Origin of the sequence: Pseudophaeobacter profundi, from assembly GCF_029697505.1 — a bacterium.
In the GTDB taxonomy this organism is placed as follows: domain Bacteria; phylum Pseudomonadota; class Alphaproteobacteria; order Rhodobacterales; family Rhodobacteraceae; genus Pseudophaeobacter; species Pseudophaeobacter profundi.
On the sequence record NZ_JARJEF010000001.1, the window covers coordinates 475,631 to 500,719 of the forward strand.

At 61.6% G+C, this 25,089-nt stretch carries 28 protein-coding genes, 1 tRNA gene and 1 riboswitch; of the genes, 23 read left to right on the forward strand and 6 right to left on the reverse strand.

The window, feature by feature from the left end; translation table 11 throughout:
- The 3 genes from P2081_RS02245 to cobJ are packed head-to-tail and all read left to right on the forward strand — an operon-like array spanning nucleotide 1 to nucleotide 2,128.
- Entirely contained in the window at nucleotides 1-630 is a 630-nt protein-coding gene (locus P2081_RS02245; protein ID WP_278921236.1) for a precorrin-8X methylmutase, read from the forward strand.
- A gap of 2 nt (nucleotides 631-632) precedes the next feature.
- Nucleotides 633-1,370: a precorrin-2 C(20)-methyltransferase gene (locus P2081_RS02250; protein WP_278921237.1), complete on the forward strand. Its 738-nt coding sequence runs from the start codon at nucleotides 633-635 to the stop codon at nucleotides 1,368-1,370.
- Nucleotides 1,367-2,128, forward strand: a complete 762-nt coding sequence (cobJ, locus tag P2081_RS02255; RefSeq protein ID WP_278921238.1) for a precorrin-3B C(17)-methyltransferase — start codon at nucleotides 1,367-1,369, stop codon at nucleotides 2,126-2,128. The genes P2081_RS02250 and cobJ overlap by 4 nt, the downstream gene beginning before the upstream one ends.
- On the opposite strand, the gene P2081_RS02260 is transcribed toward cobJ, so the two are convergent.
- Nucleotides 2,110-2,853 carry a cobalt-precorrin-6A reductase gene (locus P2081_RS02260; RefSeq protein WP_278921239.1) on the reverse strand — a complete coding sequence of 248 codons (744 nt, stop codon included), beginning with the start codon at nucleotides 2,851-2,853 and terminating at the stop codon, nucleotides 2,110-2,112. The genes cobJ and P2081_RS02260 overlap by 19 nt on opposite strands.
- Here P2081_RS02260 and cbiE point away from each other — a divergent pair.
- The 10 genes from cbiE to cobF all read left to right on the forward strand — a co-directional run bounded on the left by cbiE (nucleotide 2,852) and on the right by cobF (nucleotide 10,337).
- Nucleotides 2,852-4,060 carry a precorrin-6y C5,15-methyltransferase (decarboxylating) subunit CbiE gene (gene cbiE, locus P2081_RS02265; protein WP_278921240.1) on the forward strand — a complete coding sequence of 403 codons (1,209 nt, stop codon included), beginning with the start codon at nucleotides 2,852-2,854 and terminating at the stop codon, nucleotides 4,058-4,060. The two genes, P2081_RS02260 and cbiE, sit on opposite strands and share 2 nt — an antisense overlap.
- Nucleotides 4,057-4,434 (forward strand): cobalamin biosynthesis protein, encoded by a 378-nt coding sequence (locus tag P2081_RS02270; RefSeq protein ID WP_278921241.1) that lies wholly within the window; start codon nucleotides 4,057-4,059, stop codon nucleotides 4,432-4,434. The genes cbiE and P2081_RS02270 overlap by 4 nt, the downstream gene beginning before the upstream one ends.
- Complete coding sequence (cobM, locus tag P2081_RS02275; RefSeq protein ID WP_278921242.1) at nucleotides 4,431-5,225, forward strand: precorrin-4 C(11)-methyltransferase; 795 nt, start codon at nucleotides 4,431-4,433, stop codon at nucleotides 5,223-5,225. Before P2081_RS02270 ends, cobM begins: the two co-directional genes overlap by 4 nt.
- The gene (locus tag P2081_RS02280; RefSeq protein ID WP_278921243.1) at nucleotides 5,218-6,534 is read left to right on the forward strand and encodes a cobyrinic acid a,c-diamide synthase CobB; all 1,317 of its coding nucleotides are present in this window, start codon (nucleotides 5,218-5,220) and stop codon (nucleotides 6,532-6,534) included. Before cobM ends, P2081_RS02280 begins: the two co-directional genes overlap by 8 nt.
- The gene (gene cobA / locus P2081_RS02285) at nucleotides 6,531-7,268 is read left to right on the forward strand and encodes a uroporphyrinogen-III C-methyltransferase (RefSeq protein ID WP_278921244.1); all 738 of its coding nucleotides are present in this window, start codon (nucleotides 6,531-6,533) and stop codon (nucleotides 7,266-7,268) included. The genes P2081_RS02280 and cobA overlap by 4 nt, the downstream gene beginning before the upstream one ends.
- Nucleotides 7,269-7,272: 4 nt before the next feature.
- Nucleotides 7,273-7,608: a DUF1636 family protein gene (locus P2081_RS02290; protein ID WP_278921245.1), complete on the forward strand. Its 336-nt coding sequence runs from the start codon at nucleotides 7,273-7,275 to the stop codon at nucleotides 7,606-7,608.
- Between the two features lie 95 nt (nucleotides 7,609-7,703).
- Nucleotides 7,704-7,923: riboswitch (cobalamin riboswitch) on the forward strand.
- Between the two features lie 35 nt (nucleotides 7,924-7,958).
- Nucleotides 7,959-8,129, forward strand: coding sequence for a CbtB domain-containing protein (locus tag P2081_RS02295; RefSeq protein WP_278921246.1), 171 nt, complete (start codon nucleotides 7,959-7,961; stop codon nucleotides 8,127-8,129).
- 4 nt (nucleotides 8,130-8,133) lie between these two features.
- Nucleotides 8,134-8,823, forward strand: coding sequence for a CbtA family protein (locus tag P2081_RS02300; protein ID WP_278921247.1), 690 nt, complete (start codon nucleotides 8,134-8,136; stop codon nucleotides 8,821-8,823).
- 63 nt (nucleotides 8,824-8,886) lie between these two features.
- A complete protein-coding gene (locus tag P2081_RS02305) occupies nucleotides 8,887-9,387 on the forward strand; it encodes a hypothetical protein (protein ID WP_278921248.1) in 501 nt (166 codons plus the stop codon).
- A 182-nt stretch (nucleotides 9,388-9,569) separates the two neighbouring features.
- Entirely contained in the window at nucleotides 9,570-10,337 is a 768-nt protein-coding gene (cobF, locus tag P2081_RS02310) for a precorrin-6A synthase (deacetylating) (protein ID WP_278921453.1), read from the forward strand.
- Between the two features lie 10 nt (nucleotides 10,338-10,347).
- On the opposite strand, the gene P2081_RS02315 is transcribed toward cobF, so the two are convergent.
- Nucleotides 10,348-11,214, reverse strand: coding sequence for a DMT family transporter (locus P2081_RS02315; RefSeq protein WP_278921249.1), 867 nt, complete (start codon nucleotides 11,212-11,214; stop codon nucleotides 10,348-10,350).
- 37 nt (nucleotides 11,215-11,251) lie between these two features.
- Nucleotides 11,252-12,640: an aminotransferase-like domain-containing protein gene (locus tag P2081_RS02320; protein ID WP_278921250.1), complete on the reverse strand. Its 1,389-nt coding sequence runs from the start codon at nucleotides 12,638-12,640 to the stop codon at nucleotides 11,252-11,254.
- Between the two features lie 172 nt (nucleotides 12,641-12,812).
- Here P2081_RS02320 and P2081_RS02325 point away from each other — a divergent pair, with 172 nt between their 5' ends.
- The gene (locus P2081_RS02325) at nucleotides 12,813-13,202 is read left to right on the forward strand and encodes a DUF983 domain-containing protein (RefSeq protein ID WP_278921251.1); all 390 of its coding nucleotides are present in this window, start codon (nucleotides 12,813-12,815) and stop codon (nucleotides 13,200-13,202) included.
- A 234-nt stretch (nucleotides 13,203-13,436) separates the two neighbouring features.
- Here the strand turns inward: P2081_RS02325 and P2081_RS02330 are convergent, their stop codons facing one another.
- Both P2081_RS02330 and P2081_RS02335 read right to left on the reverse strand, forming a co-directional pair.
- Nucleotides 13,437-13,970 (reverse strand): response regulator, encoded by a 534-nt coding sequence (locus tag P2081_RS02330; protein WP_278921252.1) that lies wholly within the window; start codon nucleotides 13,968-13,970, stop codon nucleotides 13,437-13,439.
- 655 nt (nucleotides 13,971-14,625) lie between these two features.
- A tRNA-Ser gene (locus tag P2081_RS02335) sits at nucleotides 14,626-14,715 on the reverse strand.
- A 277-nt stretch (nucleotides 14,716-14,992) separates the two neighbouring features.
- On the opposite strand from P2081_RS02335, the gene P2081_RS02340 reads away from it, so the two are divergent.
- The 7 genes from P2081_RS02340 to P2081_RS02370 all read left to right on the forward strand — a co-directional run bounded on the left by P2081_RS02340 (nucleotide 14,993) and on the right by P2081_RS02370 (nucleotide 21,666).
- Nucleotides 14,993-15,871 carry an SPOR domain-containing protein gene (locus P2081_RS02340; protein ID WP_278921253.1) on the forward strand — a complete coding sequence of 293 codons (879 nt, stop codon included), beginning with the start codon at nucleotides 14,993-14,995 and terminating at the stop codon, nucleotides 15,869-15,871.
- 34 nt (nucleotides 15,872-15,905) lie between these two features.
- Entirely contained in the window at nucleotides 15,906-17,087 is a 1,182-nt protein-coding gene (locus tag P2081_RS02345) for a D-alanyl-D-alanine carboxypeptidase family protein (RefSeq protein ID WP_417702013.1), read from the forward strand.
- A complete protein-coding gene (gene tmk / locus P2081_RS02350) occupies nucleotides 17,084-17,767 on the forward strand; it encodes a dTMP kinase (RefSeq protein ID WP_278921254.1) in 684 nt (227 codons plus the stop codon). Before P2081_RS02345 ends, tmk begins: the two co-directional genes overlap by 4 nt.
- The gene (locus P2081_RS02355) at nucleotides 17,764-18,900 is read left to right on the forward strand and encodes a DNA polymerase III subunit delta' (protein WP_278921255.1); all 1,137 of its coding nucleotides are present in this window, start codon (nucleotides 17,764-17,766) and stop codon (nucleotides 18,898-18,900) included. The genes tmk and P2081_RS02355 overlap by 4 nt, the downstream gene beginning before the upstream one ends.
- A 76-nt stretch (nucleotides 18,901-18,976) precedes the next feature.
- Nucleotides 18,977-19,786, forward strand: a complete 810-nt coding sequence (locus tag P2081_RS02360) for a TatD family hydrolase (protein ID WP_278921455.1) — start codon at nucleotides 18,977-18,979, stop codon at nucleotides 19,784-19,786.
- The gene (locus P2081_RS02365; RefSeq protein WP_278921256.1) at nucleotides 19,786-20,583 is read left to right on the forward strand and encodes an MBL fold metallo-hydrolase; all 798 of its coding nucleotides are present in this window, start codon (nucleotides 19,786-19,788) and stop codon (nucleotides 20,581-20,583) included. Before P2081_RS02360 ends, P2081_RS02365 begins: the two co-directional genes overlap by 1 nt.
- 150 nt (nucleotides 20,584-20,733) lie before the next feature.
- Nucleotides 20,734-21,666, forward strand: a complete 933-nt coding sequence (locus tag P2081_RS02370; RefSeq protein ID WP_278921257.1) for an AEC family transporter — start codon at nucleotides 20,734-20,736, stop codon at nucleotides 21,664-21,666.
- A 22-nt stretch (nucleotides 21,667-21,688) separates the two neighbouring features.
- Here P2081_RS02370 and P2081_RS02375 read toward each other — a convergent pair whose 3' ends face one another.
- A complete protein-coding gene (locus tag P2081_RS02375) occupies nucleotides 21,689-22,423 on the reverse strand; it encodes an aspartate/glutamate racemase family protein (protein WP_278921258.1) in 735 nt (244 codons plus the stop codon).
- A gap of 333 nt (nucleotides 22,424-22,756) precedes the next feature.
- On the opposite strand from P2081_RS02375, the gene P2081_RS02380 reads away from it, so the two are divergent.
- Together P2081_RS02380 and P2081_RS02385 are read left to right on the forward strand one after the other, a co-directional pair.
- A complete protein-coding gene (locus P2081_RS02380; protein ID WP_278921259.1) occupies nucleotides 22,757-23,998 on the forward strand; it encodes an NAD(P)/FAD-dependent oxidoreductase in 1,242 nt (413 codons plus the stop codon).
- 68 nt (nucleotides 23,999-24,066) lie between these two features.
- Nucleotides 24,067-25,047 (forward strand): TRAP transporter substrate-binding protein, encoded by a 981-nt coding sequence (locus P2081_RS02385; RefSeq protein ID WP_278921260.1) that lies wholly within the window; start codon nucleotides 24,067-24,069, stop codon nucleotides 25,045-25,047.
- The last annotated feature ends 42 nt before the right edge of the window (nucleotides 25,048-25,089 follow it).

Genomic DNA, 25,089 nt, shown 5'->3' on the forward strand with positions numbered 1-25,089 from the left:
ATGCTCCACACCTATGAAACCAACGGCGCCGCCATCTATGCCGAGAGCTTTGCCACCATCCGCGCCGAGGCAGATCTGGCCCGGTTCAACAAGGATGAGGAAAGCGTCACCGTTCGCATGATCCATGCCGCCGGTATGATTGGCCTGGAAGAACATGTGCGTTTTTCCCCTGGGATGGCACAAACCGCCCGCGCCGCGCTGGCTGGTGGTGCGCCGATCCTCTGTGATGCCTATATGGTCAGCGAGGGCATCACCCGCCCCCGACTTGCCGCCAATAACCCGGTTATCTGCACCCTGCGCGATGAACGTGTACCCCAGATGGCCAAAGAGATGGGCAATACCCGCTCAGCCGCGGCGCTGGAGCTGTGGCGCCCACATCTTGACGGCGCCGTTGTCGCCATCGGCAATGCCCCCACCGCCCTGTTTCACCTGCTCAACATGCTGAAGGATCCCACCTGCCCGCGCCCCGCCGCCATCATCGGCTGCCCGGTTGGCTTTGTCGGCGCTATGGAATCAAAAGACGCCCTGATGCAGGACCTTCCGGTGCCCTCGATGATCGTAAAGGGCCGCCTGGGCGGCTCTGCCATCACCGTGGCGGCGGTCAATGCGCTTGCCAGCTGGAAAGAGTGACCATGCCAAAAGTAACACCGGGTAAAGTGATCTGCGCCGGGCTCGGCCCTGGCGACCCCGACCTGATGAGCGTCAAATCCTGGCGAGCCATCCAGGGGGCCAAACATGTGGCCTATTTCCGCAAGGAAGGCCGCAAAGGTCAGGCCCGCGCCCTGGTCGAAGGTCTTTTGCCCGCCGGGGTGATCGAACACGCGATGGAATATCCGGTCACCACCGAGATCCATTTCTCTGACCCCGAATACAATCGCATCCTTGCTGCCTTCTATGATCAATGGGCCGAAACTCTGGCCGGTATTGCAAAGAACGACGGCGATGATGTGGTGGTGCTCTGCGAAGGGGATCCCTTCTTTTACGGCTCTTACATGCATCTTTATACCCGGTTGCAGGGTCGTATCGCGCAAGAGATCATTCCCGGCATCACCGGCATGTCCGGCTGCTGGACAGCCACCGGCCATCCCATCACCTGGGGCGATGATGTGCTGACCGTGGCAATGGCCACGCTCAGCGAGGATGAACTCACCCGCCGCATTGCGGAAACCGACGCGCTGGTGGTGATGAAGATTGGCCGCAACCTGCCCAAGCTGCGTCGCGCTCTGGAGCGCGCCAATAAACTGCAGGATGCCTGGCTGGTGGAACGCGGCACCATGCCAAGCCAAAGCCTGAAAAAACTCTCCGAGCTCACCGGCGATGTGCCTTATTTTTCGATCGTTCTGGTGCATGGACAGGGGCGCAGACCATGACAGATGCAGCAACAAAAGGCTGGGTAAAGATCCTCGGCCTTGGCCCCGGCGACGAGACCATGGTGACAGCCCAGGTCCAGCAGGTGATCGCCGAGGCCACCGATGTGGTGGGCTATATCCCCTATGTGAAACGTATTCCCGAGCGCCCTGGCCTGACCCTACATGCCACAGATAACCGGGTCGAGGTGGAGCGCGCGACCCATGCACTGGAAATGGCAGCCGAGGGCAAGCGTGTCGCGGTTGTTTCCTCTGGCGATCCCGGCGTTTTTGCCATGGCCTCGGCCCTGTTCGAAGCGCTGGAGCTGGCCAATCGCCCTGACTGGCTGGATCTCGATATTCAGGTGCTGCCGGGCATCACCGCGATGCTGGCGGCCTCGGCCCGGATCGGCGCACCGATGGGGCATGACTTTGCCGCCATCAACCTCAGCGACAATCTGAAACCCTGGGGCCTGATCGAAAAGCGCCTGCGCCTTGCCGGCGAAGCGGGCTTTGCCATGGGGTTTTACAATCCGCGCTCCAAATCACGGCCACATCAGTTTGGCCGGGCACTAGAGATCCTGCGCGAGGCCTGCGGTGGCGAGACGTTGATTTCCTTTGCCCGCGATGTGTCCAAACCGACAGAGGAAATCACCACCGTCACCCTGAACGAGGCGCGGCCAGAAATGGCGGATATGCGCACCGTGGTCATCGTCGGCAACAAGGACACCCGCCGTGTCGGCCCGCATGTCTACACGCCGCGCTACGCATCAGACACATGAGACAGCCAGGCCAAAACCTCAGCCAGAGAGCCCAGCACGCGCCGGGCTGGCAGCCTGGGTCTGTCGATCATAATGATCGGCAGACCCAGCGCACGCGCAGCAGTAAGTTTGGCCACTGCGCCGGTGCCACCTGCGTTCTTGGCCACGATATGAGAGATGCGGTGACGCCTCAGCAGCGCCAGATCGCCCGCCGGATCAAACGGCCCACGCGCCAATTCCACCGTGCAGTCAGGCAGCGGCAGATCCGCCGCCGGTGCATCGACCAGCCGCAGCAGATAGTAATGCTGCGGCTTTGCCGCGAAGGGGGCCAAATTCTGCTTGCCAATGGCCAGAAACACCCGCGCGGCCTGTTGGGGCAAAGCGGCAACTGCGCCAGCCATATCTGGCACATGACACCATGTATCGCCAGCCTCGGCCTGCCAGGGCGGGCGTTCAAACGTGCAGATCGCAACCCCCGCCTCGGCGCAGGCCTGCAGTGCATTGCGGCTCATCTGGGCAGCAAAGGGATGGGTGGCATCCACCACATGGCTGATGTCATTTTCCCGAAGATAGGCCCGCAAGCCGACAATACCGCCAAAGCCCCCCAGCCGCATCGGCAAGGGTTGCGGCACCGGCTTGGCGGTGCGCCCGGCATAGGAAAACACCGCATCGGCGCCGCTGTCGGCCAGGGCGCGCGCCAGCGTAGAGGCCTCGGTCGTGCCGCCCAGAACAAGGGTGCGTGTCATGTCTGATCCTGTCTTGCAAACCGCAGGCCAGCCCTGGCTCACGGTGATTGGTCTGGGCGAAGATGGACTGGTCGGCCTGTCAGAGGCAAGCCGCAAAGCGCTGGCGGATGCGGAAACCATCTTTGGCGGGCCACGTCATCTTGATCTGGTGCAGGCTGGGGTCAAGGGGCAGCCCTGGCCGGTGCCCTTTTCCATCCAGCCCGTTCTGGCGCAACGGGGACGCCCGGTGGTGGTGCTTGCCTCGGGTGATCCCTTCTGGCACGGCGCCGGAGGATCCTTGATGGGCGACCTTGATCCTCACGAATGGGTTTCTCATCCGGTGCCCTCCTGCTTTGCGCTCGCCGCCAACCGGCTGGGCTGGAAACTGGAAGAGGTGCTTTGCCTCGGGCTGCATGCAGCGCCTTTTGCACAACTATTGCCGCTGCTGGGCCGGGGCACCCGCGCAATTTGCACCCTGCGCGACGGCGCGGCCCCGGCTGAACTGGCCCGCTGGCTGGTTGAGAACGGCCAGGATGCGGCGCGGATACATGTGATGGAACGGCTGGGAGGCCCCCGGGAACGCCTGTTTCAGGCCACCGCCAAGGAATGGGATCTGCCGCCAGGGGGGGCTCCGGTCCTCGTCGCCATCGAGGCAACTCAGCCCGGGCTGCCGCAGGCTTCGGGGCTGGCCGATGCGCATTTCGCCAGCGATGGCCAGATCACCAAACGCCCCATTCGCGCCCTGACCCTTTCGGCGCTGGCGCCACGCAGAGGCGAACTGCTGTGGGATATTGGCGGCGGCTCTGGCTCTGTCTCGGTGGAATGGTGTCTGGCCGCTGCCGGAGCCCGCGCCATCAGCTTTGAACCCCGTACCGAGCGGCTGGAAAACATCCGCGCCAATGCCGCGCGTTTTGGCCTGAGCCACCGCATGGTGGCAGTCCAGGGCAAAGCCCCCGAAGTGCTGACGGGACATGCGCTGCCCGACTGCGTCTTTATCGGCGGCGGTGGCTCGCAGGCGCTGCTGGATCATCTGTGGCAGATCCTGCCACCCGGCACCCGGCTGGTGGCCAATGGCGTCACGCTGGAGACCGAAACCCTGCTGATGCAGGCCCATGCACAATGGGGCGGCCATCTGCTGAAGGCTGAAATTGCCGAGGCCGGGCCTTTAGGGTCCATGCGTGACTGGCAGCGCGCCCGCCCGGTCATCCAGTGGAGCGTCACCCGATGAAGATCGCTGGATTTGGATTTCGCAGCACCGCAACATTGGCCGATCTGCGCGCCGCCCTGGCCCTGACAGGGGCGCGCCCCGATGCCCTGGCCAGCCTGGCGACAAAGGCGGCGCAGCCTGCGCTGATAGAGCTAGCCCGGGAACTGGCGCTGCCGCTGATTGCCCTGCGCGAAGAAGACATCGCCGGCGAACAGACCCTCACCTGTTCACCCCGCATAAAATCCCGATTTGGCACCGGCTCGGTTGCCGAGGCCTGCGCCCTGGTGGCCGCCCGCCAAGGCGCAGACCTGGCCCGGTCCCGCCTGATCGCCCCCCGAGTTATCACCGCGAATGGTATCGCCACCGCGGCAATTGCAGAAAGAGTTGAGCCATGACCGTTCACTTCATCGGCGCCGGTCCCGGCGCCGCCGATCTTATCACCCTGCGCGGGCGCGACCTGATCGCTGCCTGCCCGGTCTGTCTCTATGCGGGATCGCTGGTGCCCGAGGCCCTGCTGCAGCACTGCCCCAAAGGGGCCAAGGTGATCAACACCGCCGCCCTGTCACTGGATGAGATCATCGCCCATATTCAGGCCGCCGATGCCGCCGGGCAGGATGTCGCGCGGCTGCATTCGGGCGATCTGTCGGTCTGGTCGGCCCTTGGCGAACAGCTGCGCCGCTTGCGCGCGCTGGACATCGCCTATGACATCACGCCCGGCGTGCCGGCCTTCGCCGCCGCCGCCGCCACCCTGGGTGCAGAACTTACCCTGCCCGGCGTGGCGCAATCGTTGGTGCTGACGCGCACATCCGGCAAGGCATCGGCCATGCCCGAGGGTGAGACGCTGGAAAACTTTGCCCGCACCGGTGCGACCCTGGCCATTCACCTCTCGGTGCATGTGCTGGAGGATGTGATCGCCCGGCTCACCCCCAGTTATGGCGCCGAGTGCCCGGTTGCCGTGGTCTGGCGCGCCAGCTGGCCCGACCAAAAGGTGGTCAAGGCGACGCTAGGCACCCTGGAAGAGGCGACGGGTGGGATGCGTGGACGCACCGCGCTGATCCTGGTCGGACCGGCGCTTGGCAACGAAGGCTTTGACGAAAGCTGCCTTTACGCGCAGGATTACGACCGCCGCTACCGGCCACAAAGCGCCGACAGCCAATGGGCCAACTGGAGCGAAGGTGATGACTGATTTCCCCAAAGGTTTGATGATCTCCGCCCCGGCCTCTGGCACCGGCAAGACCACGGTGATGCTGGGCCTGCTGCGGGCCCTGGCCGAAGACGGCCTGGCGGTTCAGCCCTTCAAAAGCGGCCCCGACTACATCGACCCGGCCTTTCACTTTGCCGCCGCCAAACGCCCCAGTTTTAACCTGGATACCTGGGCGATGGACGCGCCGCTGCTGGATGCGGTTGCCGGACAGGCAACAGGGGCTGAAATCTGCATCGGCGAAGGCTCGATGGGGCTGTTTGACGGGGTTGCCACCCGTGGGCAGACCGGCTTTGGCTCTTCTGCCGAAACCGCCAAGCGTATGAGCTGGCCGGTGGTGCTGGTGATTGACGTGGGCGGCCAGGCGCAGTCCGCTGCCGCCACCGCTTTGGGGTTTAAATCCTACGACCCCGAGGTGCCCTTTGCGGGCGTAATCCTGAACCGGGTTGCCAGCCCCCGCCACGAACGCCTGACCCGGCTGGGGATGGAGCGCGCAGGCGTCAAGGTTCTGGGCGCGCTGCCCCGGCGCGGCGATCTCGCCTTGCCCGAACGCCACCTGGGCCTGATTCAGGCGGTGGAACATCCCGATCTGGAAGCCGCCATCGCAGGCTATGCCACTTTCCTGCGCGAACATGTGGATCTTGAGGCGCTCAAATCGGCAGCCATGGGCGCGGCCGCCCCAGCCCCCAACAGGCTGCCAAAGCCCCCGGCGCAGCGCATCGCGCTGGCACGGGATGCGGCCTTTTCCTTTACCTATCCGCATCTTTTGACCGGCTGGCGCGCCGCTGGCGCTGAAATCCTGCCGTTTTCCCCCCTCGCGGATGAGGCCCCGGCCCAAGACGCCGATCTGGTCTGGCTGCCCGGCGGTTACCCGGAACTGCACGGCGGCACCCTGGCCGCCGCCGAGACCTTCCGTGCGGGCCTGCGCAAACATGCCGAGACCAGGCCAGTGCATGGCGAATGTGGGGGCTACATGGCCCTTGGCGACGCGCTGATCGACAAAGAGGGCAACCGCCATCAGATGGCCGGTCTGCTGGGGCTGGTCACCTCCTATGAGAAACGCAAATTCCATTTGGGCTATCGCCGCGCCGAGTTGCAGGCGCCGATGCCGGGCTTTGCAACAGGTGCAGCCCTGCGCGGGCATGAGTTCCACTATTCCACCATTCTGGATGAACCCGACGCCCCACTGGCCCATGTCATGGACGCCGATGGCAATCCGGTGCCGGAAACCGGCTCCATCAAGGGCCATGTCACCGGCACCTTTTTCCATCTGATCACCGGAGAAGGCGCATGAGCGGCTTTGTCAGCTTTGTCTCTTCCGGGCCGGGCGATCCCGACCTGTTGACGGTGAAGGCGGTCAAGAGACTGGAAGCTGCCGATGCGGTGCTGTTTGATGATCTGTCTGCCGGGCCGATCCTTACCCATGCCCGCGCCGAGGCCGATCTGGTGGGTGTTGGCAAACGCGCCGGACGCCCCTCGCCCAAACAGGACCACGTAAGCCAGCTCTTGGTGGACTACGCCCTAAGCGGACAGAATGTGGTGCGGCTGAAATCCGGCGACAGTGGCGTTTTTGGTCGCCTGGAAGAAGAAATCACTGCGCTGCGGGCCGCCGGTATCGCGTTTGAGATCGTGCCTGGTGTAACGGCCGCTTCGGCGGCGGCGGCGGCGGCCAATATCCCGCTGACCCGGCGGCTGACGGCGCGCCGTATGCAGTTCATCACCGGTCACGACGTCACCGGTGGCCTGCCAGATAGCCTCAACATGGCGGCTCTGGCCGACCCTGATGCCACCACGGTTGTCTATATGGGCAAACGCACCTTTGCCGCCCTGGCGGAAAAGCTGGTCGAAGCCGGTCTGCCACCTGAAACCCATGCGCTGGTGGCATTGGGGGTATCCACACCCGAACAGGAACTCAGCTGCCATACGGTGGGTGAATTGCCACAGGTTCTGCGTGCGATGGAAACCACTGCGCCGGTTCTCATACTCTACGGCCCGCTGGCCGATACCGATCTGACCCCGGGAGGCTGAGCCGGTGCCGCAGCCGACCCTGACCCTCTGCCGGAGTTGCCGGAGCGCCGATCTGGCCCTGCCCCTTCGCCTGACAGAGGCCTTGAAACAGGCCGGGATCGCGGCGCGGGTGCAGGAGGTGGACTGCATGTCCGGCTGCACACGCCCGCAGACCCTTGCGGTACGGCAAAGCGGCAAGACGGCCTATCTCTTTGGCGAGATCACCGCAGCGGACCTGCCAGATATCGTCGTCTTCTTGCGGCTCTTTAACGAAAGCGCAGATGGCACCCTGGCAGATGCCCGCCCTCTGGGAGCGCTGCGGATGAAGGCCATCGCGCGAATCCCGGCGGATCTGGACTAGATCCTGCAACAGGGGCAAAATCACCCTGCCCGCCGAAAAGTCGCATCTTTGCCCATGCAGGACGGTTTCCAACTTGACCGGGCGGTGTGACAAAGGGCACAACAAATGAACATGGTGTCCAACGGTGCAAAGCATCAGGGCTGAAACGGGAATGAGGAATGGCGGACCAAATCGCGGCGCCACACCCTCAACCGCCCCCGCGACTGTGAGCAGAGAGCGGTTATTCATATCCACTGGGGCCAATCTGGCCACCGGGAAGGGGAAAAACCGCCGTGACCTGCGAGTCAGGAGACCGGCCATGTATTGGAATGCAACTTTTGTCGTCGGGTGTGACGACGTGGAGAATAATGATGACAACAAAGACACTGAACAAATCCGCTGCAGGCGTTGGTTTTGCACCCGCTCTGTTTGCCGTGATCCTCGGCCTGGGTATTGTCACCCTGACCGGTCACGTACAGGCCTCTGCCCTGCATGACGCGGCCCATGACGTCCGTCACGCAACCGGCTTCCCCTGCCACTAAGCAGATGATGAACCGTATCTTGACCAGCGCGTTGTTCGCTGGTGCTGCAGCAGGGTTGATAACCGCTCTGCTGCAGCTTCTTTTTGTGCAGCCTGTTCTTTTGCATGCCGAGCTTTATGAAAGCGGCGAGCTGGTGCATTTTGGCGGTGCCGCAGTTTCGGCGCATCCGGAGCTGCCCGGCTTTGACGTCATGCGCGACGGGTTGAGCATCATTTTCACCATGTTGACCTACACCGGCTATGCGCTGGTCATGGTTGCCCTGATGTCACTTGCCGAGAGCAAGGGCCATGTTGTCACCGCACGGGCGGGCATTCTCTGGGGGCTGGCAGGTTTTGTCACCTTCCATCTGGCGCCAGCTTTGACCCTGGCACCAGAAGTGCCCGGCGTCGCCGCTGCCGATGTTTTTGACCGCCAGATCTGGTGGACAGCAACCGTGGCTGCTGCTGGCATTGCCATGTGGCTCATCGCCTTTGGCGGCAATCTGGTCTCTTATGCCATTGCCGTGGCGCTGTTGCTGCTGCCGCATCTGATTGGTGCCCCGGAACCAGACAGCTTTACCGGTCCGGTTCCAACCGAGATCGGCGCGCTGTTTGCCGCACGCGCCCTTGGCGTTGGCATGGCCGCCTGGGTTCTGCTTGGCACCTTCGCCGGTTATTTCTGGCAGTCGGAAGCGCCTCGTACCGCCGCAGCGTAATCGCAACAAGACCTCCGCCGACGCATCGCCACCGGCGGAGGTTTCTGTTTCAAAGGATCAAGAATGTCCCGTTCCCTCGCACTCTTTGCCATTGGGCTTACCTTTGGCTGTGGCATCGGTTTTGTTGTCGCTGCCGGCAATGGCATCACCTTCACCGGTCACGACCACGGCGACCCGGCGCAGCACGGCGGCGCAGAGCACCAGATGGAAAGCCTCGGCCACGCACATAGCCAGCCGCTGATGATCACAGCGGGCAGTAGCGCGCCGAAAATCGCAGTCAAAGTCCACAAGGACCCGATGTCTGGCTGGAACCTGCAGGTCACGACAGAAAACTTCCTCTTCTCGCCCGAGCACGTCTCTACCGCGGATCGTCCCGGCGAAGGCCATGCCCATGTCTATATCAACGGCAGCAAGCTGACGCGGCTCTATGGCAACTGGCTGCATCTGGGCGATCTGCCCAAGGGCAAGGTCGAAATCACGGTGGCGCTGAACGCCAATAGCCACAGCCCGCTGATGATCGGGACAGATCCGATTGCTGACAGCGTGATCATTGAAAACCCCTGACCCCTTGGTGCCCCGGTTGCAGCCCTGGTCTGCCGCCTGACCTGACGCGAAGTCGATACAAAGCGGCCCGATCCCGCGATGCCGCCGGATCCGGGCTTGATTATGCTGAAACACGGCGCCATAGCGGGCCGTGTTTCTTTTTGGCAGGAGCCCGACAGATGAACAATGACAGTACGGCGGCCATGATCGAGCTTTCGCTCATTGGCATTGGCACCGGCAACCCGCAGCATCTGACCCTGCAAGCAGTCGCCGCGCTCAATGCCTGCGATCTGATCCTGATCCCGCATAAGGGCGCGGGCAAAGACGACCTCGCCGGGCTGCGCCAGCAGATCTGCGCCCAGGTGATCCAGCCCCCCGGCCCGCGCATTGTTGAATTTGCCCTGCCGGTGCGCGACCCCGCGATCCAGGACTACACCGCCCGCGTGGATCACTGGCACGATGCCATTGCCGAGGTCTGGATCAAAACCATCCGCGACCACTGCCCCGGTGGCAAGGTCAGGGTTGGCTTTCTGGTCTGGGGGGATCCGTCGCTATATGACAGCACCATGCGCATCGCCGAGCGCCTGAAGGCCACGCAGGATATCACGCTAAAGGTCATTCCCGGCGTGACCTCGATCCAGGCGCTGACCGCCGCACATGCCATCCCCCTGAACGAGATTGGCGCACCCTTTACGGTGACCACCGGGCGACAGCTGCGCGAAAACGGCTGGCCTGACAGTGCCGATACCCTGGTGATCATGCTGGATGGCGACTGCTCATTCCAGAAGATCGACCCCACAGGGGTGGACATCTGGTGGTCAGCCTATGCTGGCATGGAAAACCAGATCAGCATCTCTGGCAGGTTGCGCGAGGTGGCAGACCAGATCTGCGAAACCCGCGCCAGGGCAAGGGCTGACCACGGCTGGATCATGGATATCTACCTGCTACGCCGCACGCCCTCCGCCGCATAAAACGCCGGGTTCAAGTCTGCGCCAGGCGCCGCCCTGCCAGCCACAGCGATGACAGTCCCGACAGGATAATCACGCAGAGCCCCAAGAGCGCCACCCCATCGGGCCAGGTGCCAAAGACAACACCGCCCAGCACCGTGGCAGCCAGCAGCTGACTGTAGATCAGTGGCGCCACGACATTTGCGGGGGTTGTTCGGTTGACCAGCACCAAAAGGAAATTCCCTGCCGCCGATCCAAGGGCGCTGATCAAGACCAGCCCGATCTGCGTTGGGCCCAGACTTTGCGGCAGCGCCCCCAGGGTAAAGGGCAGCAGCACAACAGCACCAATAATCAACTGTGATATCAGTAAGAACCGAGGTCGGTACTGCCCTGCAAGGCTGCGTGTCGCCACTAGGTAAGACCCATGGAAACAGCCCGCCAGCACGGCGAACCCCATACCGGCCTGCATGCCGAACCCCGGCTTGACCACCAAAAGCACACCGCCAAAACTGACCAGCAACAGTGCCACACGGCTTGGATCGGCGCGCTCTTTCAGCACCAGCGCCGACAGCGCGAAGGCCACAATCGGCCCAACAAAGAAACCGCCAAAGACATTGGCAATCGGTTCGGTACGCAGCGCGGTCAAAATGCACAGGATGCCCGTGGCGATCAGCAGACCGCGCAACAGGATACGCCAATCAAGAAACCCGCGCAGTTCTGCCGCTTGCAAGCCGCTAAAGGGGAGAAGCACCACCGCCGCCACGGCAAAACGCGACCAGGCCACGAAAAATGGGCTGGCCCCCGCCATGGTCAGGGCCTTGCCAGCGGCATCACCGGTGACAATCAGGGTCATGGCCAGGACCACCGTCCCCAGAACCCGGAATGGAATATGTGAGGTCATCGGCGCTCTCCGAGAGAGGGAAGGATTGCAGTACCCATCATCCCAGCCAATCCTTACGCAGGATGGCATCGCGCAGAGCCATCAGATCCTGACGCAACTGCGGCAGGCCGATGGGTCCGCCAAGGCACACGCGCAGGGCTTCACTGGGGGTTTCGGTGACGGTGAAGGCATCGCTGGGCATAATGCCAATCTGATGATTGGCCATACGACCCATGATTTCTGCCCGGCTGGTGCCTGCGGGCAGATCAATCCACAGGTTAAAGGCCTCGGGTGCGCCGCGCAGGGCGCAGCCGCTCAGACAGCTCTGCGCCAGCGCCTGTCTCTCGGCGGCAGCGCTGCGCACGAAGGCCTGGATCTCGGCGGCGGTACCATCTTCGATCCAGCGCCCCAACAGCGCCAGGCTTAGCGGCGAGGCCATCACATTAATGCTGCGCAGGGCCTGCAAGAATCCGCCCATATCCGCCCGTTGCGGCACCGTAGTATAGGCAAGCCGTAGCCCGGCGCCAAAGCATTTTGAAATCCCCGCCACATGCCAGGCCAGATCAGGCAGAGATTGGGCAAGGGGCGGCGGTGCATCGCGCGCGACAAAGCGGTAGGCATCATCCTCGATCAGCGGCATCTCATGTCGTTTCAACACCTCGGCAATCTCGCGGCGGCGGCCCTCGCTCAGGGTCTGGGTCGTTGGGTTTTGCAAGGTCGGGTTGAGGTAAAGCGCCACCGGCCAATGGCTGGTGATCGCCTGCTCCAGCGCCTGCGGGCACATCCCATCCTGGTCAGAAGCAACCCCCACCAGACGCAGATCCAGACGGGCCGCGATGGCGCGAATACCAGGATAGGTCAAGGTCTCACAAAGCAGCACCTGCCCCGGCTCGCTCAGCTGCGTCAATATCGCATAAAGGCTGGCGTGGGTCCCCGGTGTGATGGCAAAGCGATCCGGTGCATATTCCAGCCCATTGGCCTGCATCCAGCCCTGGGCAATGTCGCGGTCGGCGGCACTGCCCCGCACCGATTGATAGCGCAGCAGCGGTACAAGATTGGCGGCAATATCGGAGACGCCAGCAGCCATCCGGGCGACCAGCGCCGGATCATTGGGCTCTGGCGGCATATTCATCATCGGATCTTCTTCCAGAACCCGACGCGGATCTGGCAGAGGCAGGGCTTCGTCCGGTTTTGTGGCGACCTCTGGTGCGCGCACAAAGGTGCCACGTCCAACAAAGGTTTCAATGTCCCCCCGGCGCACGGATTCGGCGTACCCTCTTGAAACTGTAGAAAAATCAACACCCAAATCCTGTGCTACTCCGCGCTGTGGCGGCAGGCGGTCGCCCGGATGCAGCACCCCAGCGCGGATATCGGCGCGAATGGCGTCGGCAATCTCCACATAGCGCGGCCGATCAGAACCCGGCAGGGTTGGATGCCATTGTTTCAAAACTCTCTCCCTTGGCAGGCGGTCCCGTGGCGGGCTGTCCAGCGCTCTTTGATGCCGGAGGCACGCACAGGCGGTTGACCCGGTGCAGTCAAATTGATCGGTAATTGATTGCATAATTGATTGCAATCAATTTTCGAACATCCTAGAAACCGTACAACACAGGAGAGCCGCCATGACCACGCCCGCCCAAATCACCCCGACAGAAGCAGCACCACGCCCCTGGAAACCTGCTGTCCTGCGTGGGCTACGGCTGCGCTGCCCCAACTGTGGCGAAGGCAAGATGTTGCACAGCTACCTGAAAGTAAAAGACAGTTGTGGCAACTGCGGGCAACCGCTGCACCACAACCGCGCCGATGACGGCCCAGCCTACCTGACCATTCTGCTGGTGGGCCATCTGCTGGGGTTTGTGCTGCACATCACCTACATCACCTACCGCCCCGATCCGCTGACCCTGGCCTTGATCATGTCTGCGGTGACCATTGGCGCCTCGCTGGCGCTCTTGCCCCGCATGAAGGGACTGGTTGTAGCCTATCAATGGGCCAAACGCATGCACGGCTTTTGACGCCAGCCAGCCCTTGAGCCAGAAGCCAGTGACGTTATCCCATGCTGCATGGCCGTATGGGCCGATCCGTCCGGTGGCCGCGTGTATGGTGATAACCTGCGCCCCGCCCCTACGGCAGACACATGTATTACCGGCCGACCAATCAACGACCTCCACCACCACCTGAAAGCCGGGATCACTCTGGTAAGGCCGCTGCTGCGGATATCAAGCGAGCTAACCACCTGGCAGGCGTGCTTATTGCACCTGCTGGCTGGGGCTTTCCTGCAAAAGCAAAAGCTCCTCCCACTCCTCCACCAACACCCGTTTCAGCGTGTCCATTGGAATGGGTTTATAGAGATTGCGCCCAACCGAAAGATTTCTGGCCCGCGCCATCAATTTGGCCGCCAACATTGGGGCATCTGCGCCCCCGGTCATAAAGCGAAATCGCAGTGGGCGCGAAATATCAGTCAGCCCTTCGATCACTTCGATGCCGTCTTTTTCGGGCATATTGATATCAACCAATACGACAGCGGGATCCTGGCCAGACAAAAGAAGCGCAAGCAGTTCATTGCCATTGCCGCAGGTTTCCACCTGCCACCCAGCGCGGCTTGCAACCGCTTGAAGGTATTCGACGAATTCAAAATTATCATCGGCAATATATAGTTTTCGCTCTGGCATTTCCGAAAACGCCCCCCCCCACTGGACATGAACTTGCAACACTCTACAAGTAATAAACAAAATGCAACAAGCCGTTTTTACTGAACCTTTCGGGCTAACCGAAGGGATCACGCCTATAATACTGCGAATGCTAGATAACTTTATCTTTCACTAAAGATAAAGTTTCAAATTCTTGCAGAAGTTCAGCGTAAATAATAACGGCGCCATAATACACCCTCGTTGCACAAATCGAATTTCAACCGCGCCTTCCCCCTTTCAAGGGCGGATACACCCCCCTTGTGACAACCATGCCGAGCATCCACACTTCCTGCCTCATCGACGCTGACGTGAATCTTACACCAAATCCGGCATTTTGACCGCCAAGTTTTCCCGTTTGCGGTGGCATCCAGGTCATTTCCGGATCAAACCAGATCGCAGGCGATCCGTGTGGCTTGAGTGCGATGACCAGTGGGACGAACTGGCGGCACATTCACTGGCTAACTATACGAGGGCGAACTCCTGGTCTTGCACTTCTCAGGCACCGGGCTGCTCACACCATCCAGCTATCATGCAGGCTTCACACAGCGCCCCCCCCTCAGGAGATTTGCGCGACAACGCCATCATGGGGCACGAAAGTTTGCCGATGATGCAAAACACTCGAACGGCGCGTTTCAAACGCGGCGCGAAGCCTCAGAGGACGAAACACAACTGTGAGAAAAAGGCTGGAAACCCACAAGTTTACCTAACCCGACCAGCAGGCCGGAAATCACGTAAGTGCTTGATTTAGTGGCGGGGAGACAGGGATTCGAACCCTGGGAACGCTCTCACGTTCAACGGTTTTCAAGACCGCCGCATTCGACCACTCTGCCACCTCCCCGGTCTGCGGGCGGTTTAAGGTGCGACACTCCAACACGCAAGAGGAAATTATCGGCTTTGCGCTGTCGATCCGCGATTGTGGGGAAATACCGGGATTTTCCCTGCCTCGGCTATCACGACGCGCAGAAAGATGCCCATCGCCCGGCTTTCACAAATGGCGGTGTACCATAGGGTTTTCATGCCAGCCATCGCAGGCTATCATCTGCCAAATCGCAGAGATGACCGGGAAACCCGGCAAGCGCGCTATGGCGTGGAAGAGCAGAGGCAAGGAAACCATCATGACACACCCCATGCCAAGACGGAGCCCCGGTGCGGGCCTCACCTTTGCGGCGCTTTCGCTGCTGATCTTAGGTGCCTGTGAAGAGGGGCCAAACCTCTCTTTTCTGTCACCCAAAACAGCAAAGCCCGAGGTAGCCAGCTCCAGCAGCACCCAGCTGGTGGAGCGCGATGTCGAAGCGCCGGATGTCTTTCAGGTAAACGAGGCAGGGCTTTGGGATGGGCGCCCATCGCTGGGTGGGGTCTGGGTGGCGCACCCGGATGCCAAAGATCCAGAGCGGGTAATCATTCGCAACACATCCAATGGCAAATTCGTCATCGGTGCCCTGTTCCGCCGCGAGCGTGAAATTCCTGGCCCGCGGTTGCAAACCTCCTCGGATGCGGCAGCGGCACTTGGTATGCTGGCCGGTGCGCCGGTTGAACTGAATGTTACCGCCCTGCGGCGCGAAGCCGAAGAACTGCCCGAAGATCCACTGCCAGCCGCCACCGGCGAAGACGCCCCCCTGGAGGCAGAGGCCGCCAGCGCCCTGACCGCCAATGACATCGAGGCAACCCCCCTGGACCCGATTGCCGGTGCCGCTGCCGCCATCGAGGCCGCACCGACCCAAAGCGCGCCGCAAGCGCCCGCCACGCAGCGCGTCTCTCCGCTGGCCAAACCCTATATCCAGATCGGCATCTTCAGCGTGGAAAGCAATGCCAAGAACACCGCTGGCCAGATGCGCAACGCCGGGCTGATCCCCACAGTGCTGGCACAGACCAGCAACGGCAAGCCCTTTTGGCGGGTGGTGGTTGGCCCGGCCCAGTCCAGTTCGGAACGCAGCCATCTGCTGAAAGCCGTCAAAGCCGCCGGATTTACCGATGCCTATGCCGTCACCAACTAATTCTCATACCCCCGACCCTCAGGAGGACGCAGGCGTGAAATCACCGTTTCGCCCCATTGCCAAACAGCTTCTGGCCGCCGCCCTTGGGCTCTGCCTGACGGCACTGCCGCTGGCCGCCTTTGATACCCGCGCCGAGGCAGCATTTGTATTGGACCAAGGCACCAATACCGTGCTGCTGTCGAAAAATGCCGAAATCCCCCTGCCCCCCGCATCAATGTCAAAGCTGATGACGCTCTATGTGGCCTTCGAGGCGCTTCGGGATGGCCGTTTGACCCTGGATGAACAACTTCCGGTCAGCGCCCACGCCATGAGCTATGGCGGATCAACCATGTTTCTGGACACCACTGACCGGGTGCGTGTCGAGGATCTGTTGCGCGGCATTATCGTCTTGTCCGGCAATGATGCCTGCGTGGTGATTGCCGAAGCGCTGAGCCCAGATGGTACCGAGGCCGGGTTCGCCCGCTACATGACCAAACGCGCCCAAGAGCTGGGCATGAACAACGCCAGCTTTGCCAATTCCAACGGCTGGCCCGCAGCCGGGCATCGCATGTCGATGCGCGATCTCGGCATCTTGGCGCAGCATCTGATCGAAGATTTCCCGCAGTATTACCCGCTGTTTTCTGAAGAAAGCTTTGCCTTTGATGGGCGCGCGCCCTCGAACACCCGCAACCGCAACCCGCTTTTGGGGCTTGGTATTGGGGCAGATGGGCTCAAGACCGGGCACACCAGTGAAGCCGGCTATGGGCTGGTCGGCTCTGCCGTGCAGGGGGACCGCAGGGTGATCTTTGTGATTTCAGGGCTGGACAACACCAAGGCCCGCGCAGAGGAGGCCGAAGCCGTTGTTAACTGGTCGTTTCGTCAATTTGCCAAAAAGATCATCGCCAAAGCCGGCATCCCGGTGGCGCGCGCCGAGGTCTGGCAGGGAGCTGAACAATCGGTAGGGCTGGTGCCACAAACCGATCTGGAAATCCTGCTACCGGCACTGGCAGGCAAGGAAATCGCCGCCGAAGTGGTCTATTCCGGCCCCATCAATGCGCCTGTCAGCAAGGGCGACCCCCTGGCAGAACTGGTGCTACAGCCCGATGATCTGCCAGAACTGCGCCTGCCCCTGGTGGCGGCCGAGGACATTGCAGCAGGCGGATTCTTTGTCCGCATAAAGACCGCTGCTCAGGTTCTTTCCAAGCGGCTGATCAATGGGCCCGAGGCCACAGAGTGAGCGCGATCAAGTCAGACGCGCAGGCCAGCGCCACAGCCGAAAAAGGCCTATTCCTGACCTTAGAAGGCATTGATGGGTCGGGCAAATCTACCCAGTGTCAGCGCCTGGCCGCAGCCCTGCGCGCCGCAGGCTATGACACGCTTGTCACCCGCGAGCCTGGCGGCTCTCCCGGTGCGGAAGATATCCGCCGGTTGGTCCTGGAAGGCGACCCTGACAAATGGTCCGCTGAAACGGAAATCCTGCTGTTCACCGCCGCGCGCCGCGATCATCTGGAACGGACCATCCAGCCCGCTCTGGCGGCGGGCAAAGTTGTGATCTGTGATCGCTTTGCCGATAGCACCCGGATGTATCAGGGACTGTCGCGCGGCGATCTGCGCGCCACCGTCGACCAGCTGCACAGCCTGATGATCGGCCGCGAACCCGACCTGACCCTGCTTATAGACATGGACCCCGCCACCGGCCTGGCCCGTGCCAAGGGGCGGCAGGGTTCAGAAGAAAGGTTTGAAGATTTCGGCCTGGCGCTGCAGGAAAAAATGCGTGCCGGGTTTCTTGCACTTGCACAGGAATTTTCCGATCGCTTCTGCGTCATCGACGGCAGCCAGGACATCGACAGCGTGGCGGCGGATATTCTACAGCAGGCCACTGCGGCGCTCGCCGCACGCGAGACCGCAACACCATGAGCCGCGCCACCAAGACCAAGGAGGCAGAGGCGCTGCCCCGTGCCGATCAAGCACTTGGCGCGCCGCATCCACGGGAAACCGCGCAGCTGTTTGGCCAGGATCGGGCAGAGCAGGATTTTCTGACCGCCTTCAATTCCAATCGCCTGCACCACGGCTGGTTGCTGACCGGGCCTCAGGGCATCGGCAAGGCCACCCTGGCCTGGCGCATTGCCCGCTTTCTGCTGGCCACCCCACCTGCCGAAGACGGGCTGTTTGGCGCGCCACCGCCGGTAACATCTCTGTCGGTGGACCCAGATCTGCCTGTCGCTCATCGCATTCAGGCCCTGGCCGAGCCGGGGCTGGCCTCTATCAGCCGCAGCTATAACGACAAGGAAAAGCTGCGAGACCAGATCGTGGTGGATGATATTCGCAAACTGAATCGCTTCTTTGGCCTGTCCGCGACCGATGGCGGGCGCCGGGTGGTGATTGTGGACGCGGCGGACGACATGAATACCAGCGCCGCCAATGCGCTGTTGAAAATGCTGGAAGAACCCCCCGCGCGCACCACCATGATCCTGATTTCGCATCAGCCTTCGCGACTGCTGCCCACCATCCGGTCGCGCTGCCGCAGCCTGCGGCTCGCGCCGCTCAGCCCTGATGACATGCAGGCCGCGCTGGCCCAGGCGGGGGCGGACCTGCCAGAAAACACGGCACATCTGGCGGCTCTGGCGGCGGGATCCGTAGGCGCGGCTCTGCGCCTGTTGAATCTTGGCGGGCTAAAAACCTATGGCGAGCTGGTGCAGATCATGGCCACCCTCCCCCGGCTGGACCGACAGCGCACCATGGCCCTGGCCGAAACTGCTGCCCAGCGTGGCGCGGCAGAGAAATTTGAACTCTTGCTCACCCTGATCGAAATCGCGCTGTCGCGGCTGGCGCGCACCGGGGCCATGGGCCAGCCGCCACAACCCGAAGCCGCCCCCGGCGAAAGCGCAATGCTGTCCCGGCTGGCCGCAACGCCGCAACAGGCGCGCGCCTGGGCCGACCTTTCCGCCGAAGCAACCGCGCGGGCGCGGCATGGCCAAGCGGTGAACCTTGACCCGGCTTCACTTGTCCTAGATACGGTTTTCAAGATGCAAGAGACCGCGTCCCGCTGACCCACCAACGGCAGCGCCCGGATCCGGCCAATGACGACAAGACGAGGCAGGCATGACGAGCACCCCTTCCCAAGCTATGGCCCAAGGTCCGGCACAGATCACCGATAGCCATTGCCACTTGGACTTCCCTGATTTTGACGGCGAGTTGGAGGCTGTGATCGACCGCGCCGCCCAGGCCGGGGTGACCCGCATGGTCACCATCTGCACCAAGCTCAAGAACGAACCACAGGTCCGCGCCATCGCCGAGGCCCATCCTCCAGTGTTCTATGCGGCAGGCACCCATCCGATGAGCGTGGCAAGCGAACCCATGGCCAGCTTTGACGAGCTAACTGCCCTGGCCAAACATCCGAAATTTGTCGGCATTGGCGAAACCGGGCTGGACTACCACTACACGAGCGAAAGCGCCGAAATGCAGCAGCAATCGCTGCGGATCCATATCGCCGCCGCGCGCGAAACCAAGCTTCCGCTGATCATTCATGCCCGCGCCGCCGATGACGATATGGCCCGGATCCTGCGCGAAGAAATGCAGAACGGTGCCTATAGCTGCGTGATGCACTGCTTTTCCTCTTCGGCTGAGCTGGGACGTGCGGCGCTGGATCTGGGGTTTTACCTGTCGATGTCCGGCATCGCCGCCTTCCCCAAGAGCCAGGAACTGCGCGATATTTTTGCCGCCGCGCCGCTGGACCGCATTCTGGTCGAAACCGATGCGCCCTATCTGGCACCACCACCGCATCGCGGCAAACGCAATGAACCCGCCTATAGCGCCCTCACCGCGCAGATCGGTGCCAAGGCCTTTGGTCTGGACTATGCTGATTTTGCCACGGCAACCCAGGAAAATTTTGACCGCCTGTTCTGCAAGGCCACCCGCTATGAGGCCACTGCCTGATGGTTGAACTGCGCTATACAATTCTGGGCTGCGGCTCTTCTGGTGGGGTGCCGCGGCTTGGCGGCCATTGGGGGGCCTGTGACCCACAAAACCCCCGCAACCGCCGCCGCCGTTGTTCCATGCTGGTGGAGCGGGACGGCCCGGATGGCACTACCACGGTGCTGATTGACACCACTCCGGATATGCGCAGCCAGTTGCTGGACGCCGAAGTCGGGCGGCTGGACGCGGTGATCTACACCCATTCCCATGCAGACCATGTGCATGGCATTGATGATCTACGTATGATTGTCTTCAACATGCATAACCGAGTGCCGGTCTATGCAGATGGCGAGACGCAAAATGCGCTGTTGTCGCGATTTGGCTATGCCTTTGTGCAGCCCGAAGGATCGCCCTATCCTCCAATCCTGGATCTGCGCACCATTGACGGCGCCTTCAGCATTGACGGGCCTGGCGGGGAAATTCCGTTTCTCCCGTTTGAAGTCAATCACGGTGCGATGGACGCCCTGGGCTTTCGCATCGGCTCTCTTGCCTATCTGCCAGATGTGGCCGAGATCCCCGATCGCTCTCTTGCCGCATTGGAAGGGCTGGACTGCTGGGTACTGGACGCGCTGCGCCGCACCCCGCACCCTACTCATTTCAGCCTGGAACAGGCCCTTTCCTGGATTGCGCGGATGCAGCCGAAGCGGGCGGTTCTGACCAATATGCATATCGATCTTGACCATGACACGATTACGGCGGAAACCGATGACCACATTACACCGGCCTATGACGGGATGGTGATCCGCTGCCCGCTCTAGGAGCCATTTGACTTTGATCGGACCAAGGCTGGTACCTGGGTGCTGATTGAAAATTTATTCTGCCCCTCGGGTCTTGGCCCCGGTGGTGCCCGCGTATTGATGCCGCCCATAGGCCGCCTGCGGTTGACTGTGGGCTGACAGGAGATTGCAATGCTGCAAAGCTTGATTGACGTCATCCTGCCAGTATTTCTGGTGGTTACAGCGGGCTATATCGCAACACAGAAAGGATTTTTCAGCCCGGCGCAGATTGATGGGCTGATGAAGTTCACCCAGGGGTTTGCCATCCCCTGCCTGCTGTTTCGCGCCATGGCCAATCTGGACCTTTCCAGCAGTTTTGATCCGGCGCTGTTGATCAGCTTTTACACCGGGGCGGCGGTGTGTTTCTGCATCGGGCTGACCGGCGCACGGCTGGTTTTCAAACGCGATTGGGAAGACTGCGTCGCCATTGGCTTTTGCTGCCTGTTCTCCAATTCCGTCCTCTTGGGGCTACCAATCACGGAACGCGCCTTTGGGCCAGAGAACCTGACTGGCAACTATGCGATCATCGCCTTTCACTCGCCCTTTTGCTATGGGCTGGGTATCACCGTAATGGAGGTGGTCAGAAACCGGGGCGCTGGCGGGTTCAAGACAGTTTCCTCGGTGCTGACCGCCATGTTCAAGAACGTGCTGATCCTGGGTATCGCCCTTGGTTTTGCCTTTAATCTTGCCGGGTTGTCCATTCCCGGCACCGTCGATGCTGCGCTGCAATTGCTGATCCGTGCAGCGCTGCCGACGGCGCTGTTCGCCCTTGGTGGGGTGCTGGTGCAATACCGCCCTGAAGGCGACCTGCGCACCATCGGCTTTGTCTGTGTGACCGCCCTCATGGTACATCCCAGCATTGTCTGGCTGATGGGCGGCACGCTTGGGGTCAAGCAGGATCTGTTCCGCTCTGGCGTGCTGAATGCGGCCATGGCACCTGGCTTCAACGCCTATATTTTTGCCAATATGTATGGGCGGGCCAAGCGGGTTGCCGCCTCTTCGGTGCTTATCGCCACCGCCGCTTCGGTGCTGACCATCTGGTTCTGGCTGCTGGTGCTAAGCTAACCGTCCAGAATGCAAACCCGCGCTAGGTCCGGTGGTCCATCAGGCCCCGTTCAAACTGACGCGGCATCAACCCGGCCTGAAACCAGGTGATGAAACTGTGGATGGTAAAGACCGGCAGCCCGGTGACGCGGCGCAGCACCGCCGCATGAGGCACCATATTGGTACATTCCAGCACCAGCGCCCCCAGATCCGGGTTTCGCCCAATCAATGCCTGCGCCGCATCGATCATATCCAGCTCGCAGGCCGCAAAATCGATCTGCGCCGCATCGCGCAGGATGTCGTGGGTGAAACAACGCAGCCCTTCGGGGCTGCCGATGGGCGTATCCTCGGGGGCGCCCGCCGCCCGCAGATGGGCCGGGGTCAAAGACTGTTCTGAAATGGTCAGGACCCCTACCCTCTTGCCCGCTGGCAACAGCGCCTGCACCATGGGGATCTGCATCAACGAAGAGGTCGCTACCGGCACGCCCAGGGCCTGTTTCACCTGATCCTGGATCAGCGCCAGAAAGCCACAGCTGGTGGTGATCCCATCGCAGCCCATGGCCAGCAGATCGCGCCCGGCCTCGATGAACAGATCGGCAAGCTGGCCCGGGTCCTGGCGCACTGCCAGATCCGGTGTTGCGCCGCGCACCACCCGGTAATGCACCGGGAAATCCCAGCTCAGAGCGTTGCCAATATCGCCCGGAATGCGTGGAAACTGTGTCTCAAGCATCAAGATCCCAACCGCAGCCCCATAGACTGTCTTGCCACCCTGCTGCATGCTGTCTCTCCGCTGGATGCCCCGCAAAATCGCCATATCCCTAGCAGCTTTACCAGGGCATGGCATCCCCCAAGAGGCCCGCTGCTGATGGTGCACCAAAGGCCCCAACACCAGAGATCTGCCCCTTCCCAAGCCCCGGGCCTGCGCAACGCGCGCCACCGCACGATTTCACCCGCAGCCACACCAACGCCAAAAGATATCATTTGAAATGCCCCTGCGAAATCGGCATGGTCTGGGAAAAGATTATTCCATTGACAGTGCTTAGGCGACAATTCGTGTGGAAACCATCCTCGCACAGCAAGCGCTCGGCCGCGATCAAAAAGGCTATCTAGAATGACGACACAACATACAATCGTGGTGGGTGCAGGCATCGTCGGCGCGGCCACCGCGCTCTGGCTGAAGCGCGCCGGGCATGACGTCACCCTGATCGACAAAGGCGAACCCGGCATGGGGGCCTCTTATGGCAATGCCTGTATTCTCGCCAGTTGCGCCATTGTGCCGGTGACCACGCCCGGCCTGCTTCCCAAGGGGCCAAAATACCTGCTGGACCCCAAGTTCCCCCTGTTTCTGCGTTGGGGATATACGCCCAAGCTGCTGCCTTGGTTGATGAAATATCTCTCGTATGCGAATGATCGCGACACCCGGCGCATTGCAAAATCGCTGACCCATATTGTTGGCGACAGCGTAGAACAGCATCAGGCGCTGACACACGGCACCCCGGCGGCAAAATGGATCCGGGAGAGCGAGTATAACTTTGCCTATCAGGATCGCGCTGCCTTTGAGGCGGATTCCTATGTCTGGGATCTGCGCCGCGAAGCCGGATTTGTCCCCGATCTGATCGAAGGCCCGGCCGTGCAGGAACACGAACCGGCCCTGGGGCCAAACACCGGCCTGCTGGCGGTGAACAAGAACCACGGCTTCATCCTGAACCCGGCAAACTACGTCAAGGATCTGGTCAAGCTGCTGGTGGAAATGGGTGGTAAATTTGTGCAGGCAGAGGTCAAAGATTTTGATCTCAGCGGCGGACGTATTGCTGCCGTTGAAACGGATCAGGGACGCTTTGACTGTGACCAAGCGGTCATCTCTGCCGGGATCTGGTCCAAGCCCTTGATGCAGAAACTTGGTCTTTCGGTCCCGATGGAGACCGAGCGTGGCTATCACGTGGTGTATGAATCCCCCAGCATTACCCCGCGCGCGCCGCTGATGGTGGCCTCTGGCAAATTCGTGGCAACCCCGATGGATCAGGGGTTGCGCTGTGCCGGCATCGTCGAATTTGGCGGGCTGGACCCGACGCCGTCCAAGGCACCGCTGGATCTGCTGCGCCGCACCGTCGCCGAGACCTTTCCCCAGATGCGCGCCACCGGTGAGCAGGAATGGCTGGGCTTTCGCCCCGCCCCGTCGGACAGCCTGCCCCTGATCGGCGAGGTTGGCAGCACTGGCGTCTATACCGCTTTTGGCCATCATCACATCGGCCTGACGGGTGGCGCAAAAACCGGGCGTATGGTGGCCGGGCTGATCACCGGTCAGCCGATGAACCTTGACATGCGCGCCTATGCCCCGGATCGTTTTAGGTGACACCATTTGGCACCATCAAAAATAACAAGCTGACAAACAGCAAAATCAAACCTTCAGGGAGAACAGAAATGACAGCTAGAACCTCGCTCACAATGACCTTCACCGCCTCGGCGCTGGCCCTTGCGGCCACGGGCGCCCTGGCCGAAAGCTGGGACATGCCCATGGCCTATGCTGCGTCCAACTTCCATTCGGAAATGGGCGTGGTTTTTGCCGACAAGGTCCGCGACTACACTGGCGGCGATATTGACATCACCGTGCATGCAGGCGGATCGCTGTTCAAGGGCGGTGAAATCAAGCGCGCGGTGCAGACTGGCCAGGCCCCGATTGGTGAACGCTTCATGTCCGCCCACGCCAACGAGGCGCCGCTGCTGGGCTGGGATAACTTGCCCTTTATTGCTACCACCTACGCCGATAACGAAAAGCTCTGGCATGCCGCAAAAGACCGGGTGAACAGCCAGTTGGGCGATCTCAACCTTGTTGCGCTTTACACCTGCCCCTGGCCGGGCCAGGGCTTTTATTTCAACAAAGAGGTCTCCTCCTCCAAGGACACCCAGGGCATCAAGTTCCGCAGCTATAACACCGCAACCGCAACCTTTGCCGAAGAACTGGGCATGATCCCGGTGCAGGTCGAAGCCGCCGAGCTGAGCCAGGCCCTGGCAACGGGCGTCGCCGAGGCATTCATCTCGTCCGGATCTACCGGGTATGACCGCAAGGTCTGGGAAAACCTGAGCCATTATTACAAGGTCAACGCCTGGTTGCCGCGCAACTATGTAATGGTCAACAAACAGGTCTGGGAAGGGCTGAGCGCCGAAACGCAGGGACAGATTCAACAGGCTGCGGATGAAACCGGCGCGGCCTGTGCGGCCAAATCGGAAGAGCTGGCCAATTGGTACTTTGAGCAGCTCGCTGCAAACGGCATGACAGTCACCGATGCGGGCCCCGAATTCCTGGCCGAACTGGAAGAGATCGGTGCCAAGATGGCTGCCAACTGGCTGGCCAGCACCGGAGATGACGGCCAGGCCATTCTGGACGCCTATAACGCAAACTAAGCGAACCAAAAATTCGACGGCTCTGCCCCCCGGAGTTTGGGG